The organism is Gilliamella sp. B3464 (assembly GCF_026536145.1).
GTDB lineage: Bacteria > Pseudomonadota > Gammaproteobacteria > Enterobacterales > Orbaceae > Gilliamella.
On sequence record NZ_JAFNOQ010000011.1, the window covers coordinates 63,214 to 78,292 of the forward strand.

Consider the following 15,079-nt stretch of genomic DNA (forward strand, 5'->3'; position numbering starts at 1 on the left):
TTTAATGGTATTATCGGCAAAAATTTGAAAATCATTAATTTTATTTATTGATTAATTATTATACCTTGCTCACTGACAATACCTTCAACAATCGTGCCTGTATTGAGTTTAACGTGAATATAATCACCCGAGGCACCATTAGCCAACGTTTTACCTTTAGTTGCCACTAAATAACCATCTCCATTGATGATCACTTTAACCTGTTGTCCGGCTTTAACCTGCCAGTGTCTTTTAATCATTGAAGTTTTTATGGGTTCTTGTGGATCGATATGCCGTATTGCAATATGGTTAATAATTTGGCTTTTATCTAAAATGATTGTGGCCGGGAGTTTGTCTAATTGACCTGATTGCTCTGTTATGTGTTGTTCTGTAATTTTGGTGTCGGCATTTATTGCTTGATTGGCAACAATATAACTGCCAACCACATCGACATAGAGTTGGATATATTTGGTTTGATTTTTACATTTTGCACTCAGGGTAAGGTTGCCCCATAGTTTATTTTTACTTAGTAATTTTAATGTTGGTTTACGGCAGTTTAAATCAGGTTGAGCGGCTAGATAACGAATCGCAATATGATCGATTTTTTTATCTTGCAATTGTTCCAAAATAAAATGATGGATCTGATTATTAAGTACATCAGCAAACGATGTTTTCCAGCCTAATAGTATAAAAATGCAAAATATCAATCTAATAAAAAATGTCATAGTTACTTGTTTTTAAAATTATTTATGGTCGAATTTTACTGTATGCGTAAATGGTTTGAATGTTGAAATAAGGACAATTTTTGGTGTTATTTGTACGATGATTTTTTTTTGATTCACTTAAAATTCAAAACATCAATAAAGGTGAGATGATTTTTATGCTGAATAAATTAGATACATTTGTGAATTTTCATCAACAAGCATTAAATATACGTGAAACACGTCAACAGATTTTAGCTGCAAATATTGCTAACAGTGATACGCCGCATTATCAGGCTAGAGATATTGATTTTAATGCTGAATTAAACAAAGCACTGAATAATCAAAATAATATTAATGGCGTAAAACTGCAAGTGACTAACAAAAATCATATTGCAATTCAATCACCTATAACAACCAATACCAATCTTCTTTATCGTATTGCTTATCAAGCTTCGGCTGATGGGAATACTGTCGAAATGGATCAAGAGCGCACGGAATTTATCGACAACACGATTCATTATCAAAGCAATTTAACCTTTTTAGGTGAACAATTTAAGAATGTAATGTCAGTATTACAGCAAGGATAACAATAGATATGAGTTTCTCTATTTTTTCAATTTCAGCTTCAGCCTTAATGGCGCAAACGCAGCGGATGAATGTCAGTGCCAGTAACCTTGCTAATGCTGACAGTGTGACCAGTACTTCAGGTCAAGCTTATCGCGCTAAACAGGTGGTGTTTAGTGTTGATCATCAGGGCTATCAAAATCACATTGCTGGTGTAAAAGTTACCCAAGTTATTGATGATCCAACTCCGATGAATTTAGTTTACGAACCCCATCATCCACTGGCTGATGAGCAAGGTTATATTCAAAAACCTAATGTCGATATTGTCGGTGAAATGGTTAACACGATTTCGGCTTCGCGCAGTTATCAGGCAAATGTAGAAGTCATTAATACGGTAAAAAGTTTAATGTTAAAAACACTGACCTTAGGACAGTAGTAAGGAGTCATTTATGGGAGTGTCTAACGTACCGGTTTCGGAATCATCAACGATAAAAAGCCCACAATCCATGCAAAAAAGTGCAGCGGAAGCAAATTCAAGTAAAGAGTTGCAAGATAACTTTTTAACGCTGCTTATTGCTCAAATGAAGAATCAAGATCCAACTAATCCAATGGATAACAGCCAATTAACTTCGCAGCTGGCTCAAATTAATACCTTAGCTGGCATTGAAAGGTTAAACACAACATTAGGGGTAGTATCTGGTCAAATTGACGACAGTCTTTCTGTTAATGCCAGTAACCTGATTGGTAAAGGTGTGATGGTACCAGGTAATAAAATTTTGGTTGCTACCTCAGAACAAGATGAGAGCGGTGGTGAGCGCGAAACCATTACTACCCCATTTGGTTTTGAATTAGCCCGTGATGCGGATTCTGTTGTTATTACCATTAAAGATGAAAATGGAAATGTGGTACGTGAAGTTGATTTAGGTTCGATTTCCGCTGGGGTGAGCTCTTTTACTTGGGATGGTGAACTTAATGATGGAACAACAGCCCCGGATGGCAGTTATACCTTTACCGTTAAGGCGACAAGCGATGGGCAAAGTGTATCGTCAACGTCACTATCTTATTCTGTCGTTTATGGCGTTATAAATAGTCAAGTGAATAATAAAGTCTTACTTGATTTAGGCATACTTGGTTCAATTAGTATTGACGAAGTTCGTCAAATTCTTTAGGGAGATAAAGTTTATATGGGATTTTCTCAAGCAATTAGCGGTATGAATGCCGCATCAAAACAGTTAGATGTTATTGGTAATAATATTGCTAACTCTGCAACAGTAGGCTTTAAAAGTGCGAGTATTTCATTTGCCGATATTTATGCTGGCTCAAAAGTCGGTATGGGCGTGAAAGTGGCGGCTGTTATGCAAAATTTTAATGATGGCACCGCAACTTCAACCAATAATAGTTTAGATGTTGCTATCTCGGGGAATGGTTTTTTTCGTTTAGTGGATAGTAGTGGTCAAGTTTACTATACCCGTAATGGGCAATTTCAATTAGATGCTGAGCGCAATATTATTTCTGCTGATGGTTTGCAATTAACGGGTTATCTGGCATCAGGTACACCGCCCAAAGTACAACAAGGTAGTGCGCCTGGACCTCTTAAAATTTCGCAAGAAATGTTAAATGCATCAGCGACAACCAAGGCATCGTTACAAACCAATTTAAATTCAAACAGCAAAATACCTGAAAAACAACCTGTCAATGCGCTTGATGCTGATACGTTCAATTATTCCACAACTGTTACTACTTATGATTCATTGGGTAATCAACGTAATGTTCAGCTTTTTTATGTCAAAACTGCCGACAATCAATGGGATGTGCATTATATCGATGGTAGTGATCCGAGCAGTAATTTACAAAAAATTGGGCAGATGGAGTTTGATTCCTCGGGAAAACTCATTAGCAATCCTGAAATGACGATTAATATTAAAGGACTTAACGGATCGGCTGATAATACCTTTACTTTATCATTAGCCAATAGCTCGCAACAAAATATGGGTAAGGAAGTTGGCAGCATCAAAACACCTGTGGTCGATGGTTATGCACCGGGGGATTTAGTCGGTTACAGTATTAGTGATGATGGTTCGATTTATGGTATCTATTCTAATCAACAAACGATGTTACTGGGTCAAATTGCGATGGCTGATTTTGCCAATGTCAATGGATTGGAATCAGCCGGCAACAATAACTGGCGCTCAACCATTAATTCTGGTGCTGAAGTGCTCGGTATTGCAAATTCGGGGACTTTAGGTGCATTAACCAGTGGCGCAGTTGAGTCATCAAATGTCGATATGAGTCAAGAATTGGTCAATATGATTGTTGCTCAACGTAACTACCAATCTAATTCACAAACAATTAAGACTCAAGATCAGATCTTAAATACACTAGTGAATCTTCGTTGATATAAAGGTTATTTATGGATCGCGTTATTTATACTGCTATGTCAGCAGCGAGTCAGACACTTCATCAGCAGTCTATTACTGCCAATAATCTTGCTAATGTATCGACAGTAGGATTTCGAGCACAGCTAACAGCGATGAAAGCTGTTCCTATCATTGGCAATGATAGACCAACAAGGACTATGGTTACCGCGACAACACCAACCTTTGATTCGCAAATGGGTACATTTAATTATACCGGACGTGATTTAGATGTTGCATTGGCAAAAGATCATTGGTTGGCGGTGCAACTACCTGATGGTAGCGAAGCATACACGCGCAATGGCGCTATCGAGATTGATGAAAATGGCACGCTTAATGTGCAAGGTTATCCATTACTCGGTGATAATGATGTATTAACTGTGCCCCAAGGTTCACAAGTTACTATTAGTTCTGATGGAACCTTATCGGCTTTGGGGGCGGGTGACCAGCCAACGACAATTGCGCAAGTGGGTAAAATAAAAAAAGTACAGCTTGAACGTAATGAAATTGTACGGGGTGATAATGGCTTGTTCCAATTAACACAAGCAACACGCGATACCCGAGGCGCGGTTATGCAAGATAACCCTAATACTAAATTGATGTTAGGGGTTTTAGAGGGCAGTAATGTTAATCCGGTTGCTGCTATGGTTAATTTAATTAGTCACTCGCGTCAATTTGAAATGCAGATGAAAGAGATTATGACTGCTGACGAAAATGCACAAAAAGCCAATCAAATTTTATCATTAACTTAAATGGAATAGGAAAAACAACCATGATTAAATCATTATGGATAGCCAAAACAGGCTTAACTGCCCAGCAAATGAATATGGATATTATTTCTAATAATTTGGCTAACGTTAGTACCGGTGGATTCAAACGGCAACGGGCTGTTTTTGAAGATTTGCTTTATCAAACTATCCGCCAGCCAGGTGCACAATCTTCAGAGCAAACCACCTTACCTTCTGGATTACAAATTGGTACAGGAGTAAGACCGGTTGCAACTGAACGTATTCATAGTCAAGGTAATTTAGAATTAACTGACAATAGCAGTGATATTGCTATTAATGGGCAAGGTTTCTTTCAAGTTTTAATGCCCGATGGCACGCAAGCTTATACGCGCAGTGGTGCTTTTCAAGTCAATCAAAATGGGCAGCTAGTGACCGCAGCCGGTTATGAAATTCAGCCAACAATTAATATTCCATCAAACGCAATTAAAATGACCGTAGGTCGTGATGGCGTTGTCAATGTCACGTTAGCTAATCAATCAACACAAGTACAAGTCGGGCAGTTAACATTACATACTTTTATTAATGATACTGGGCTTGAAAGTGTTGGTGAAAACCTTTACCTCGAAACCGAAAGTTCTGGTGCACCAACTGAAAACACACCAGGGTTAAATGGCGCAGGTTTGTTATATCAAGGTTATATAGAAACATCGAATGTGAACGTTGCTGAAGAATTAGTTAACATGATTCAAGTACAACGAGCTTATGAAATTAATAGTAAAGCTATTTCGGCTTCGGACCAAATGCTACAACGATTAAATCAACTCTAAACAGTAATCATGCGATGAACATAATGCGATATCTTGGTATTTTAACCGTATTTCTTTTGTTGGGTTGTGCCCAATTACCTAAAAAACCTTTAGTTGAAGGCGAAACAAGCATTGAACCAATGCTGCCCGTAATAGGTAATTCAACCGGTTCGATTTATCAGTCTTCACAACCCACTAGTTTTGGTTATCAACCGATGTTTGAAGATCGTCGTCCTCGTAACATTGGTGATGTGTTAACTATAGTGTTACAAGAAAATGTAAGCGCCAGTAAAAGTTCATCAATCAATGCGGGGCGAAACGGTTCAACTGATTTAAGTGTCAAAGCTGTGCCGCAATTTCTTGATGGTCTAATTGGACGTGGCAAAGTTGATACTGATATTTCTGGTGCAAATGATTTTAAAGGGTCTGGTGGCGCGAATGCAAAAAACACCTTTAGCGGCACGATTACAGTGACGGTTCAAGATGTCATGGTCAATGGTAATTTAAAAGTCATTGGTGAAAAACAAATAGCTATAAATCAAGGCACCGAGTTTATTCGATTTTCAGGTGTGGTTAATCCAAGAACTATTAGTGGCAACAATACGGTTATTTCAACACAAGTTGCTGATGCGCGTATTGAGTATGTCGGTAATGGTTACATTGACGAGGCACAAACCATGGGTTGGTTGCAGCGTCTATTTTTTAATTTTTCTCCATTTTAATGAGTAGTGTTATGCTGAAAAATTTGCGTTTTATTCTCTGTTTTAGTTTGACAATGATCGCAGGTATGCCACTGAGTCATGCTGAGCGTATACGTGATTTAGTCTCTATTCAAGGTGTCAGAGAAAATGCTTTAGTGGGTTATGGTTTGGTTGTGGGGCTTGATGGTACTGGCGACCAAACATCGCAAACTCCATTTACTATTCAAAGTATCACTAACATGCTTTCTCAACTCGGTATTACGGTGCCATCGGGCAGCAACATGCAGCTTAAAAATGTGGCTGCGGTGATGGTAACAGCAAAATTGCCTTCTTACGCCCGAGTGGGACAGCAAATTGATGTGGTGGTGTCCTCACTGGGTAATGCTAAAAGCTTGCGAGGCGGAACATTGATTATGACGCCGTTAAAAGGGGCAGATAATCAAGTTTATGCCATTGCACAGGGCAATCTTTTTGTTGGCGGCATGGGCGCAAACAGTAAAAATAGCAGTGTGAGTATTAATCAAATGTCAGGCGCAACCATTCCAAATGGTGCGACAATTGAACGCGAATTGGCAACGCGATTAGATGAACAAAATACAATGTATTTGCATCTAAACCATTTTGATTTTACCCAAGCGTTGAAAATTGCTGATGCGATTAATAAGTTACAAAAAAATACAGCGGTCGCTTTAGATGGGACTACTGTTAGCCTATCTATGCCCAAAGACAGCCAAGCAAGGGTGAAATTTTTATCACAAATTCAAAATTTAGAAATTGGTGTGACGCCAATCTCAGCTAAAGTGGTGATAAATACGCGAACCGGTGTTGTGGTGATGAATCAAAAAGTAAAATTAGATAATTGTGCAGTCGCACATGGTAACTTATCTGTTGTGGTCAATAATAAACTAAAAGTCAGTCAACCCAACACGCCATTAGCAGGCGGTGCAACTGCTATTATCCCTGATGATCAAGTCAGTATAACGCAAGATGGTGGGGCACTACATAATCTCGCTTCAGGTACAGATTTGAAACATGTGATTAATTCGCTAAATGTATTAGGCGCCACCCCAACCGAATTGATGTCAATACTTGAAGCATTAAAAACCGCAGGCTGTTTGCATGCAGCATTAGAAACAATTTAAATTTGAAAATTGAAGATGAATAATAAAATTGGCCAGAGTTTTAACCGTTTTGCTTATGATTTATCGAGTTTGCATCATTTAAAACGAAATGTGACAACCGGTGCAAATGATAGTATCAAACAAGTTGCCGAACAATTTGAAACACTTTTTATTAATATGATGATGCAATCAATGCGTAAGGCTGTACCAGAAGGGGGATTATTTACTAGTGCAGCCACTCAGCTGTTTACCTCGATGTTTGATCAGCAAATAGCACAACAATCTGCAGGTAAAGGATTGGGATTAGCCAATATGCTCACTCAACAATTAACCAAGTCTTCACCTGATGCAGCCAAGATTAACATGCAGTCTAATAGCAATAATAAACATCCTAATTTAAAATTGGCTCAATCTTTATTTTCTAAAAATACTTCGCATCTTTCACCTCAAGCATTAGGGCAAATGCTGTATCATCAACATAAGGCAGACAATGCATCACAACTTAAGTCAAATGAGTTAGCTTTTGACACTACGCGCCAAGATCTTGATGCTGATCATGTTACAACCTTCGTGCAACAGTGGCTTAAACCCGCTAAGCAAGCATCGGGGATTTCTGGTATTCCTTATGAAGTTATAATTGCACAAGCAGCATTAGAAACGGGCTGGGGGCAAAAGGAAATTAAAACAGCAGATAATCTCACCAGTCACAATTACTTTGGGATTAAAGCGACGCCTGCCTGGAAAGGTAGTTCAACGCGCTTAACCACTCAAGAATTTGTGAATAATCGGATGATAAAAATTCAGGATGAATTTAAAGTTTATAACAGTAAACAACATGCATTGACTGATTATCTCAATTTATTAACCAAAAGTCCTCGTTATCGTGCTGTGGTTAATGCGCCTGATGCTCGCTCGGCTGCCAAAGCATTACAAGCGGCAAATTATGCTACCGATCCAAACTATAGTGATAAACTAATTCAAATTATTGGTCGTATTGAGCAAATTGCAGCAACAATACCATCGATATCCACCCGTGGTTTTAAACAAATTGCTTTTAACTAAGCGCACTTTGGTTATTGACGCGAGTTGCTATAATCAAAAAGGCGGATAAACCCGCCTTTAATTTTTGAGATAGATCTTACTGATGATGATTGCAATAAGTATCATCGCGATAAACTAATTCAAATCATTAGTCGTATTGAGCAAATTGCAGCAACAATACCATCAATATCCACCCGTGGTTTTAAACAAATTGCTTTTAACTAAGCGCACCTTAGTTATTGACGCGAGTTGCTATAATCAAAAAGGCGGGTAAACCCGCCTTTAATTTTTTGAGATAGATCTTACTGATGATGATTGCAATAAGTATCATCGCAATAAACTAATTCAAATTATTGGTCGTATTGAGCAAATTGCAGCAACAATACCATCAATATCCACCCGTGGTTTTAAACAAATTGCTTTTAACTAAGCGCACTTTGGTTGTTGGCGCGAGTTGCTATAATCAAAAAGGCGGGTAAACCCGCCTTTAATTTTTAGAGATGTCTTACTGATGATGATTGCAACAAAAGTACAACTATTAAAAATAGTTAATTACTTCATTTGAAATAAAGACATACTTTGCATATTCATAAAAGTATATTGCGCAGCTTGTAAATTTGCCTGTAACATTACATAATCTGAAATTGCTTCATACCAGTCGACATCTTCAATTTGACTGATTTGGGTTTCAAATTCAATATCTAAGCTGTCACCTAAAGCCGATAATCTTTCTACTTCTGCTAATACTGTTCCGCCAGCCGCTCTTAAAGTTGATATGTTATCAAAAGCATTATCAATCCCTAAACTTGCTTGAGTTAATCCTGCTCGAAATTGCTTAATGGCATCTTCATCGTTATTGTCTAATTTCATATTTAACGCATCAAGCGCATAATCTAGGCTGGCAAAGATGTCGCTTGGTGGATCAGGTTGGTTTGGATTGGCGCCACTCATAAAGGTTTGTGCACCGGTAAAACTAAGTGAAACTTCGCGCGTGTCATCAATCAAAACGTTAATTTGTGATGTTCCACCCACATAATTGACTTTACCTGCTTCATCAACAACAAATGGTGGTGTGTCGTTTTTGTTACCGGCAAATAAATAATTACCATTGGTATCTTTAGCATTGGCTAATGAAATAAGTTGATCTTTTAAACCTTGTAATTTGTTGGCAAGATCTTGGCGGTTTTCGTCATTTAATGTTTCGTTTCCGGCATAAACTAACGTTTCTTGAATAGTTTGAATGACGGTATTAACTTCTTTTAAAATCGTATCTTGTCGGCTTAATGATTTATCAACACTTTCGCGTGCTGCTTGGAATTGATCGTTCTTCGACTGTGCTTGTTTAAGGATCAGTGCTTGTGATGCCCCCATCGGATCATCTGAAGGTGTTAAAATTTTCTTACCTGTTGCTAAATGTAATCCAGATTTTTGCCATTTATTGTTAGTATTTAAGATACTATTTAAATTTTTTTGATACATTGAATTAGTACTAATTCGCATTATTAAACCCTTTTATCAATTAGCCAAACCTAAGATGGTATCGAATAGTGTTGTTGCAGCATCAATTACTTTTGCATTAGCTTGATAATACTGCATATAAACCTGCATCGAAATATACTCTTCTTCAATATTAACCCCTGATATAGATTGATTTTGCTCATAAATCTGATCTGTAATATTTTGGTTGGATTGCAGAGAAATTTTGGCGGTATGCGTTTCACTGCCAATATAACTTACTAAGGTGTTGTAAGCGCTGTTTAATGTTTTGGTGCCATTAATTAATTTTTCATTTTGTATCTCTAAAAATTTTGCCACATTACGATTGTCACCAGTCCCGTTTTCGTCATCGGCAAGCCCAGTAGCAAGTTGATTAACATCTTTTACCAACAATTGTAATGACGAAGCAATATTAGCAACCGGTTTAAGCATAAACGAATCGCCATTAACTGGTGTACCTGTGATTTTTATTGATAAACCATCAAAGTTTAATGCACCATTCTCAACTTGAGGCGTGATTTGCTGATTGTCCGATAATCGCGTTACTATCCAATCACTACCATTAAATTCGATTTTATAATCAGACGCTTTAACATCCTTAACTGATTGATAATCAATGGTTACCGTGGCATTTCCCTGATTTTTAATATTGGCGATACTGCTAGGCGCATTGTAATCAAATAATTTTTCGCCAGCATTACCATTGATATCAACACCTGACATATGGACTTGATTAAATCTTTCAGCTAAATTTAATGCAATTAAACCTAATTGATTACGTGCTTCTAGGAGTGGTCCATCACGAGAAGTTAATAATCCATTTAATCGGCCTGATGTGATATGTTGACTTGTGAGTTCTTGAGTCGCACCAGAAGGATGAGTGTAAATAATTGTATTTAAAGAAGGGTCATCTGTTGAAGGTTGTACTGATAGTTGATTAACTGATGCACCTTGTACTAAATTTAAGCCATTACTAAGCGAAATATTATATTGACCATTTTGTTCGGTGACAGTGATGCTGATAATTTCACTTAATTCATTGACTAGCTGATCGCGTTCATCAAGCAGCGCATTAGGTTGGTTTGCTTCACCCACAGCCTGTAGTTTTGAAATTTTTTGATTTAGTTCTGCAATTTGTTTGGTATAAGCGTTGATTTGATTAACGTTATTGCTTAGTTCAGTATTAATATTGGCAATTTGATTTTTTAAATTTAATTCGGTTTTATTAAATTGATTTACTAGTGAAGTGAGATCGCTAATCACCGTTTGCTTAGTTGCAGCGTCAGCGGCATTTGATGAAAGTTTATTTAAGCTAGAAAATAAATTATTGAGTTGTGATGCAATACTATTTTCATTTTCAGCTAATAAATTATCCACTTTAGATAATTCATTGTAATACGCTTTTATTGAACCATTTTGTGACTGTGCTTGGCGTAATTGTCCAACAACAAATCCATTAAAGGCTCGATTAACAGCACTGACGCACACACCATTACCAACAAAACCAAAACCATATTTAGTACTATTTGCTTGGCTTAAAATTTGTTGTTGTCGATTATAACCCGTAGTATGTGCATTACTGATATTATTGCTTATAACATTAAGCATATTTTGTGCTGCATTTAATCCACTAATACCAGTATTCATCAATGAATTTGACATAAAAACTCCCAAATATAGTGTTAGTTAGTCACGCAATAATTAACTAAACGAATATTGTCTATATCGGATTAATTGCTAAAAACTTTAATTATTTTTTGCAAAATTAAACAACGCTGATTTTTGGTAAAACTTTTTATGCTGCATTACTCGGATTGAATTTTTTGTGATTGTTTTAAAAAATCAATGCCAGTCATATTATTTTCATCTTCAATATATTGTTGTGCTGATTTATTTAGGATTAAAATACTGATACGACGATTGGCATCATTACTGTAATTGGGTTTATTTAAGCTTACGGTATCAGCCAATCCAATAATACGAATAATTTTGTTTGAATCTAAGCCACCAGCAATCAGTTCTCTTCTTGATGAGTTTGCTCTGTCAGCTGATAACTCCCAATTACTATAACCCCGATCACCTGTGATATACTGGCGTTCATCGGTATGACCCGATAGCGTAATTTTGTTAGGTAGTGAATTAATGATTGGTGCTAATGCATTTAAAATTTCTTGCATATTAGGGTGAATCACAGCACTGCCGACATCAAACATGGGCTTATCATCGCTAGCCAAAATTTGGATTCTTAATCCCATTTCAGTCAATTCTATAATTAAATTTGCCGCTAATTTTTTAAGTCGTGGATCGAGTTCAAATACTTCATTAATTTTGCGTGCGGTTTCGATTAACTGTAATTTTTCAACCTGTTTTTTCTCAGAATCAGTCAGGTCTTGATGCAAGGTGGTATTGTTTTCTTCCCCTATTTTTTTGTGAAAATCATCGCCACCGCCAGGTATTGGACTTTCACTATCACTGAGGTTTTTTCCGCCATTTTGCCCCAGTATTAAAGGGGTTCTAAAATATTCAGCAATGCCTTGTAATTCTTGAGGGCTAGCTTTAGCAATTAACCACATGACTAAAAATAGTGCCATCATAGCGGTCATAAAGTCGGCATAGGCGATTTTCCAAGAACCACCATGATGCCCACCACTATGCCCAGATTTTTTTTTAGAGATAATTATTTTTACTGAGTTGTTTTTCATTGTTCACTGTTTTCTGTTTGCTGAGTATTTTTTTCTTTGATTTCTTGTAGGTATTTTTCTAATTCAAAGAAAGAAGGTCTTTCATGAGAAAATATGGTTTTACGTCCAAATTCAATACAAATTTGAGGGGCATAGTCATGCATACTTGCAATTAATATCACTTTGACACATTCCAAGATTTTTACACTGTCGGCGTTTTTTTGTCTTAAAAGTGCAGCTAAAGGTGAAACAAAACCGTAGGCGAGTAATATACCTAAAAACGTTCCTACCATCGCGTGAGCAATTAATTCTCCTAATTCGCTTGCCGGTCTGTCAGCTTGTGCTAACGTATTAATAACCCCCATAACGGCCGCAACGATACCAAATGCGGGTAAGCCATCGCCTACACTTGAAATGGCATCGACTGGTTTTTCTAATTCATGTAACTTGGTTTCAATTTCTTCATTCATTAATGCTTCAATTTCGTATACTTCCATGTTGCCACTAATCATTAATCGCAAATAATCTGTTATAAAATCACAGATTTGAGGATTTGCTAAAATAAGTGGATAAGCTTTAAATAGTTCACTTTCTTTCGGGTTATCAATATCAGCCTCAATAGATAATCCGCCATTTTGGCGAACTTTAGTTAAAATGGTGTACATTAAATTAATCAGAGTTAAGTACAATGTTTTATTATATTTTGATGTCTTAAATAATTGACCTAACGATTTAAGTGTAGCGATAATGATTTTTTTTTCGTTACTGACAATAAATGCACCGATAGCGGTTCCGCCGATAATTAGAAATTCTAACGGTTGAAAAAGTACGGCTAAATACCCTCCACTAAGTACATACCCAACTAGGGCAGAAGCGATAACAACGATATATCCTACAATGATGAGCATTGGCTTTCCTTTTTCTCCATAAACTGATCGTGATTAACTATGCTTATTTTTTTATAATGTTGATTTAAGCTGTCATTTGTTTTGCAATAATCGAATTAAAACCATTGGGTATTGATAATACTTGTAAGCATTTTGCATGGTTTTCTTTCTGTGTTTTGTTATTTTTTTCTGCCCTTGACGGTGGTTGGCATAAACTACAAATAAAACTATTATGCGGTTGATAAGCATGGGTAATAAATCGCCCTTTACATGCTTTGCAGCATGATTGTTGCATTACATTGCTTTCAACAAATTTGACTAAGATCCACGCTCTGGTAAGTCCCAAAACTGGCTCTTCATTATAAGACGGACATTGCTCTAAATACAGTTGGTAGGCTTTTAGAATTGATTGAATGCCGGGTTTGGTACCATGTTTCACCAAAAAGTGATAAGCATTATAAAAAATACTAGAGTGAATATTGGGTTCCCATGTCATAAACCAGGTGGTCGAAAAGGGTAATAATCCTTTAGGCGGTGGACAACCTTGGATCTCTTTATATAATTTGATTAATTTACCACGGCTTAAGTTGGTTTCGCTTTCCAGCATTTGAATTCTAGCACCTAACGAAATTAGTCGAATGGCCAGTTGAACTTCCTTATATTTTTGAATAATACTTGTGCATCTCATCCTAATTTCCTATTACTTATTGATTGAATCTAATAGTAAACTAGATAAAAGAATTCCCGTATGCATCTGCTTAATGTCACTCACACGAGATTCTTCGGTTAGTTTTTTCATCATTTCTGAATTTTCAAAACGTAATTTAAATGTTAATTGGTTGGTTTCAGACAACACTAACATTTGAGAAGCACTGAGATTACTAAGCATGTCTGCTGTTTCTTCATCAATACCTAGTCGATACATCGCCATTACTTTATCTTTTTCAAGCATGCGTTGACTTAGTAGTAATGTTGAAAGATTCAAATGATGTATGCATTTAAGAATATCGTCATCTAATATATTACCCAATTTAATCACCAATCCCTATTCAGTAAAATTCGCATTAAAAAGTGCGAAATAAATAAATTTTTATTAGAAATATTTTTTTATGCTTAAAATTACATTTTTAAACGAAAAAAATCAATAAAAAAATAATTTCAATTTATTTTCGATTAATTAAATTTTATTTAGCTCTTTTTTATAAGCTAATTTTACTTTGTATTCTTTTTATTGCTTGGCTGTGTAATTGGCTGACTCGTGACTCACTAATATCCATAATTTTACCAATCTCTTTTAAATTGAGCTCTTCCTGATAGTAAAGCGCCAACACCATTTTTTCTTTTTCTGGCAGTTTTTCTATTTGTTCAATAATGATATTACGCATTTCATCGTTAATGATGTTGGAAAAAGGCGTGTTATCATCTTGATAGTCAATCATCGCATCCAAACTGTCACCAAGTTTTTTTTGTATTTCGTCGTAAGAATATAGTTGGCTATAATTCGAATCTAATAATATTTTTCGATATTCGTTTAGAGATAATTGTAAGTAATTGGCAATTTGTTGATCAGTTGGTGCAACACCTAACTGCTGTTCAAGTTGATGAATTGCCTGAGTGACATCTTTAATTTTTTTGCGTGTTTGTCTAGGTAGCCAATCTCGACTACGTAACTCATCTAACATGGCGCCTTTGATTCGCGGGATGGCGAAGGTTGTAAACGTATTACCTTGTGATGCATCATAACGTTTTATTGTGTCTAATAAACCGATATAACCAACTTGTAATAAATCATCAAGCTCTACTGTTGTAGGTAAACGTACTGCTAATTTTAGTGCTTCATTACGAACCAAATGAGTATATTTTTGCCAATCAGCTTCATTCATTACACCTTGTGAGTTATAAAGCTTATCATTCATTTTATGAACCAATGTAAAAAATGCCTGATGGTATTATGGT

Annotated in this window: 17 protein-coding genes; 9 read left to right on the top strand and 8 right to left on the bottom strand. The window is 36.4% G+C overall.

Annotation, left to right across the window (positions count from 1 at the left end; all coding sequences use genetic code 11):
• Window positions 1-44 precede the first annotated feature (44 nt).
• Window positions 45-704 carry a flagellar basal body P-ring formation chaperone FlgA gene (gene flgA / locus J3U57_RS11000; protein WP_267344721.1) on the bottom strand — a complete coding sequence of 220 codons (660 nt, stop codon included), beginning with the start codon at window positions 702-704 and terminating at the stop codon, window positions 45-47.
• A 155-nt stretch (window positions 705-859) separates the two neighbouring features.
• Between flgA and flgB the strand changes: the two genes are divergently transcribed.
• From flgB to flgJ, 9 genes are read left to right on the top strand one after another with little or no spacing between them, the layout of a single operon-like run.
• Window positions 860-1,270: a flagellar basal body rod protein FlgB gene (flgB, locus tag J3U57_RS11005; RefSeq protein WP_065633081.1), complete on the top strand. Its 411-nt coding sequence runs from the start codon at window positions 860-862 to the stop codon at window positions 1,268-1,270.
• Window positions 1,271-1,278: 8 nt separating this feature from the next.
• On the top strand, window positions 1,279-1,683 hold the full coding sequence (flgC, locus tag J3U57_RS11010; RefSeq protein WP_065633067.1) for a flagellar basal body rod protein FlgC: 405 nt from the start codon (window positions 1,279-1,281) through the stop codon (window positions 1,681-1,683).
• Window positions 1,684-1,696: 13 nt separating this feature from the next.
• On the top strand, window positions 1,697-2,416 hold the full coding sequence (flgD, locus tag J3U57_RS11015) for a flagellar hook assembly protein FlgD (protein ID WP_081297424.1): 720 nt from the start codon (window positions 1,697-1,699) through the stop codon (window positions 2,414-2,416).
• 15 nt (window positions 2,417-2,431) lie between these two features.
• Entirely contained in the window at window positions 2,432-3,643 is a 1,212-nt protein-coding gene (gene flgE, locus J3U57_RS11020) for a flagellar hook protein FlgE (protein ID WP_267334073.1), read from the top strand.
• Window positions 3,644-3,657: 14 nt separating this feature from the next.
• Complete coding sequence (locus J3U57_RS11025) at window positions 3,658-4,413, top strand: flagellar basal body rod protein FlgF (RefSeq protein ID WP_267334074.1); 756 nt, start codon at window positions 3,658-3,660, stop codon at window positions 4,411-4,413.
• Window positions 4,414-4,433: 20 nt separating this feature from the next.
• Window positions 4,434-5,216 (top strand): flagellar basal-body rod protein FlgG, encoded by a 783-nt coding sequence (gene flgG / locus J3U57_RS11030; protein WP_065633064.1) that lies wholly within the window; start codon window positions 4,434-4,436, stop codon window positions 5,214-5,216.
• Between the two features lie 14 nt (window positions 5,217-5,230).
• On the top strand, window positions 5,231-5,917 hold the full coding sequence (locus tag J3U57_RS11035; RefSeq protein ID WP_065799319.1) for a flagellar basal body L-ring protein FlgH: 687 nt from the start codon (window positions 5,231-5,233) through the stop codon (window positions 5,915-5,917).
• A gap of 11 nt (window positions 5,918-5,928) precedes the next feature.
• Window positions 5,929-7,038, top strand: coding sequence for a flagellar basal body P-ring protein FlgI (locus tag J3U57_RS11040; RefSeq protein WP_323849470.1), 1,110 nt, complete (start codon window positions 5,929-5,931; stop codon window positions 7,036-7,038).
• Between the two features lie 15 nt (window positions 7,039-7,053).
• Window positions 7,054-8,079, top strand: coding sequence for a flagellar assembly peptidoglycan hydrolase FlgJ (gene flgJ, locus J3U57_RS11045; RefSeq protein ID WP_267344719.1), 1,026 nt, complete (start codon window positions 7,054-7,056; stop codon window positions 8,077-8,079).
• A 531-nt stretch (window positions 8,080-8,610) separates the two neighbouring features.
• On the opposite strand, the gene flgL is transcribed toward flgJ, so the two are convergent.
• The 7 genes from flgL to J3U57_RS11080 form a co-directional block, all read right to left on the bottom strand.
• Window positions 8,611-9,558, bottom strand: a complete 948-nt coding sequence (flgL, locus tag J3U57_RS11050) for a flagellar hook-associated protein FlgL (protein ID WP_267344717.1) — start codon at window positions 9,556-9,558, stop codon at window positions 8,611-8,613.
• Window positions 9,559-9,573: 15 nt separating this feature from the next.
• Window positions 9,574-11,217, bottom strand: a complete 1,644-nt coding sequence (gene flgK / locus J3U57_RS11055; RefSeq protein WP_267344716.1) for a flagellar hook-associated protein FlgK — start codon at window positions 11,215-11,217, stop codon at window positions 9,574-9,576.
• Between the two features lie 143 nt (window positions 11,218-11,360).
• The gene (gene motB, locus J3U57_RS11060) at window positions 11,361-12,257 is read right to left on the bottom strand and encodes a flagellar motor protein MotB (RefSeq protein ID WP_267334078.1); all 897 of its coding nucleotides are present in this window, start codon (window positions 12,255-12,257) and stop codon (window positions 11,361-11,363) included.
• Window positions 12,254-13,144, bottom strand: a complete 891-nt coding sequence (motA, locus tag J3U57_RS11065) for a flagellar motor stator protein MotA (RefSeq protein ID WP_267334079.1) — start codon at window positions 13,142-13,144, stop codon at window positions 12,254-12,256. Before motA ends, motB begins: the two co-directional genes overlap by 4 nt.
• A gap of 64 nt (window positions 13,145-13,208) precedes the next feature.
• On the bottom strand, window positions 13,209-13,811 hold the full coding sequence (flhC, locus tag J3U57_RS11070; protein ID WP_267334080.1) for a flagellar transcriptional regulator FlhC: 603 nt from the start codon (window positions 13,809-13,811) through the stop codon (window positions 13,209-13,211).
• Between the two features lie 12 nt (window positions 13,812-13,823).
• On the bottom strand, window positions 13,824-14,144 hold the full coding sequence (flhD, locus tag J3U57_RS11075) for a flagellar transcriptional regulator FlhD (protein WP_141671490.1): 321 nt from the start codon (window positions 14,142-14,144) through the stop codon (window positions 13,824-13,826).
• 178 nt (window positions 14,145-14,322) lie between these two features.
• On the bottom strand, window positions 14,323-15,039 hold the full coding sequence (locus tag J3U57_RS11080) for an RNA polymerase sigma factor FliA (protein ID WP_267344715.1): 717 nt from the start codon (window positions 15,037-15,039) through the stop codon (window positions 14,323-14,325).
• Window positions 15,040-15,079: the final 40 nt, after the last annotated feature.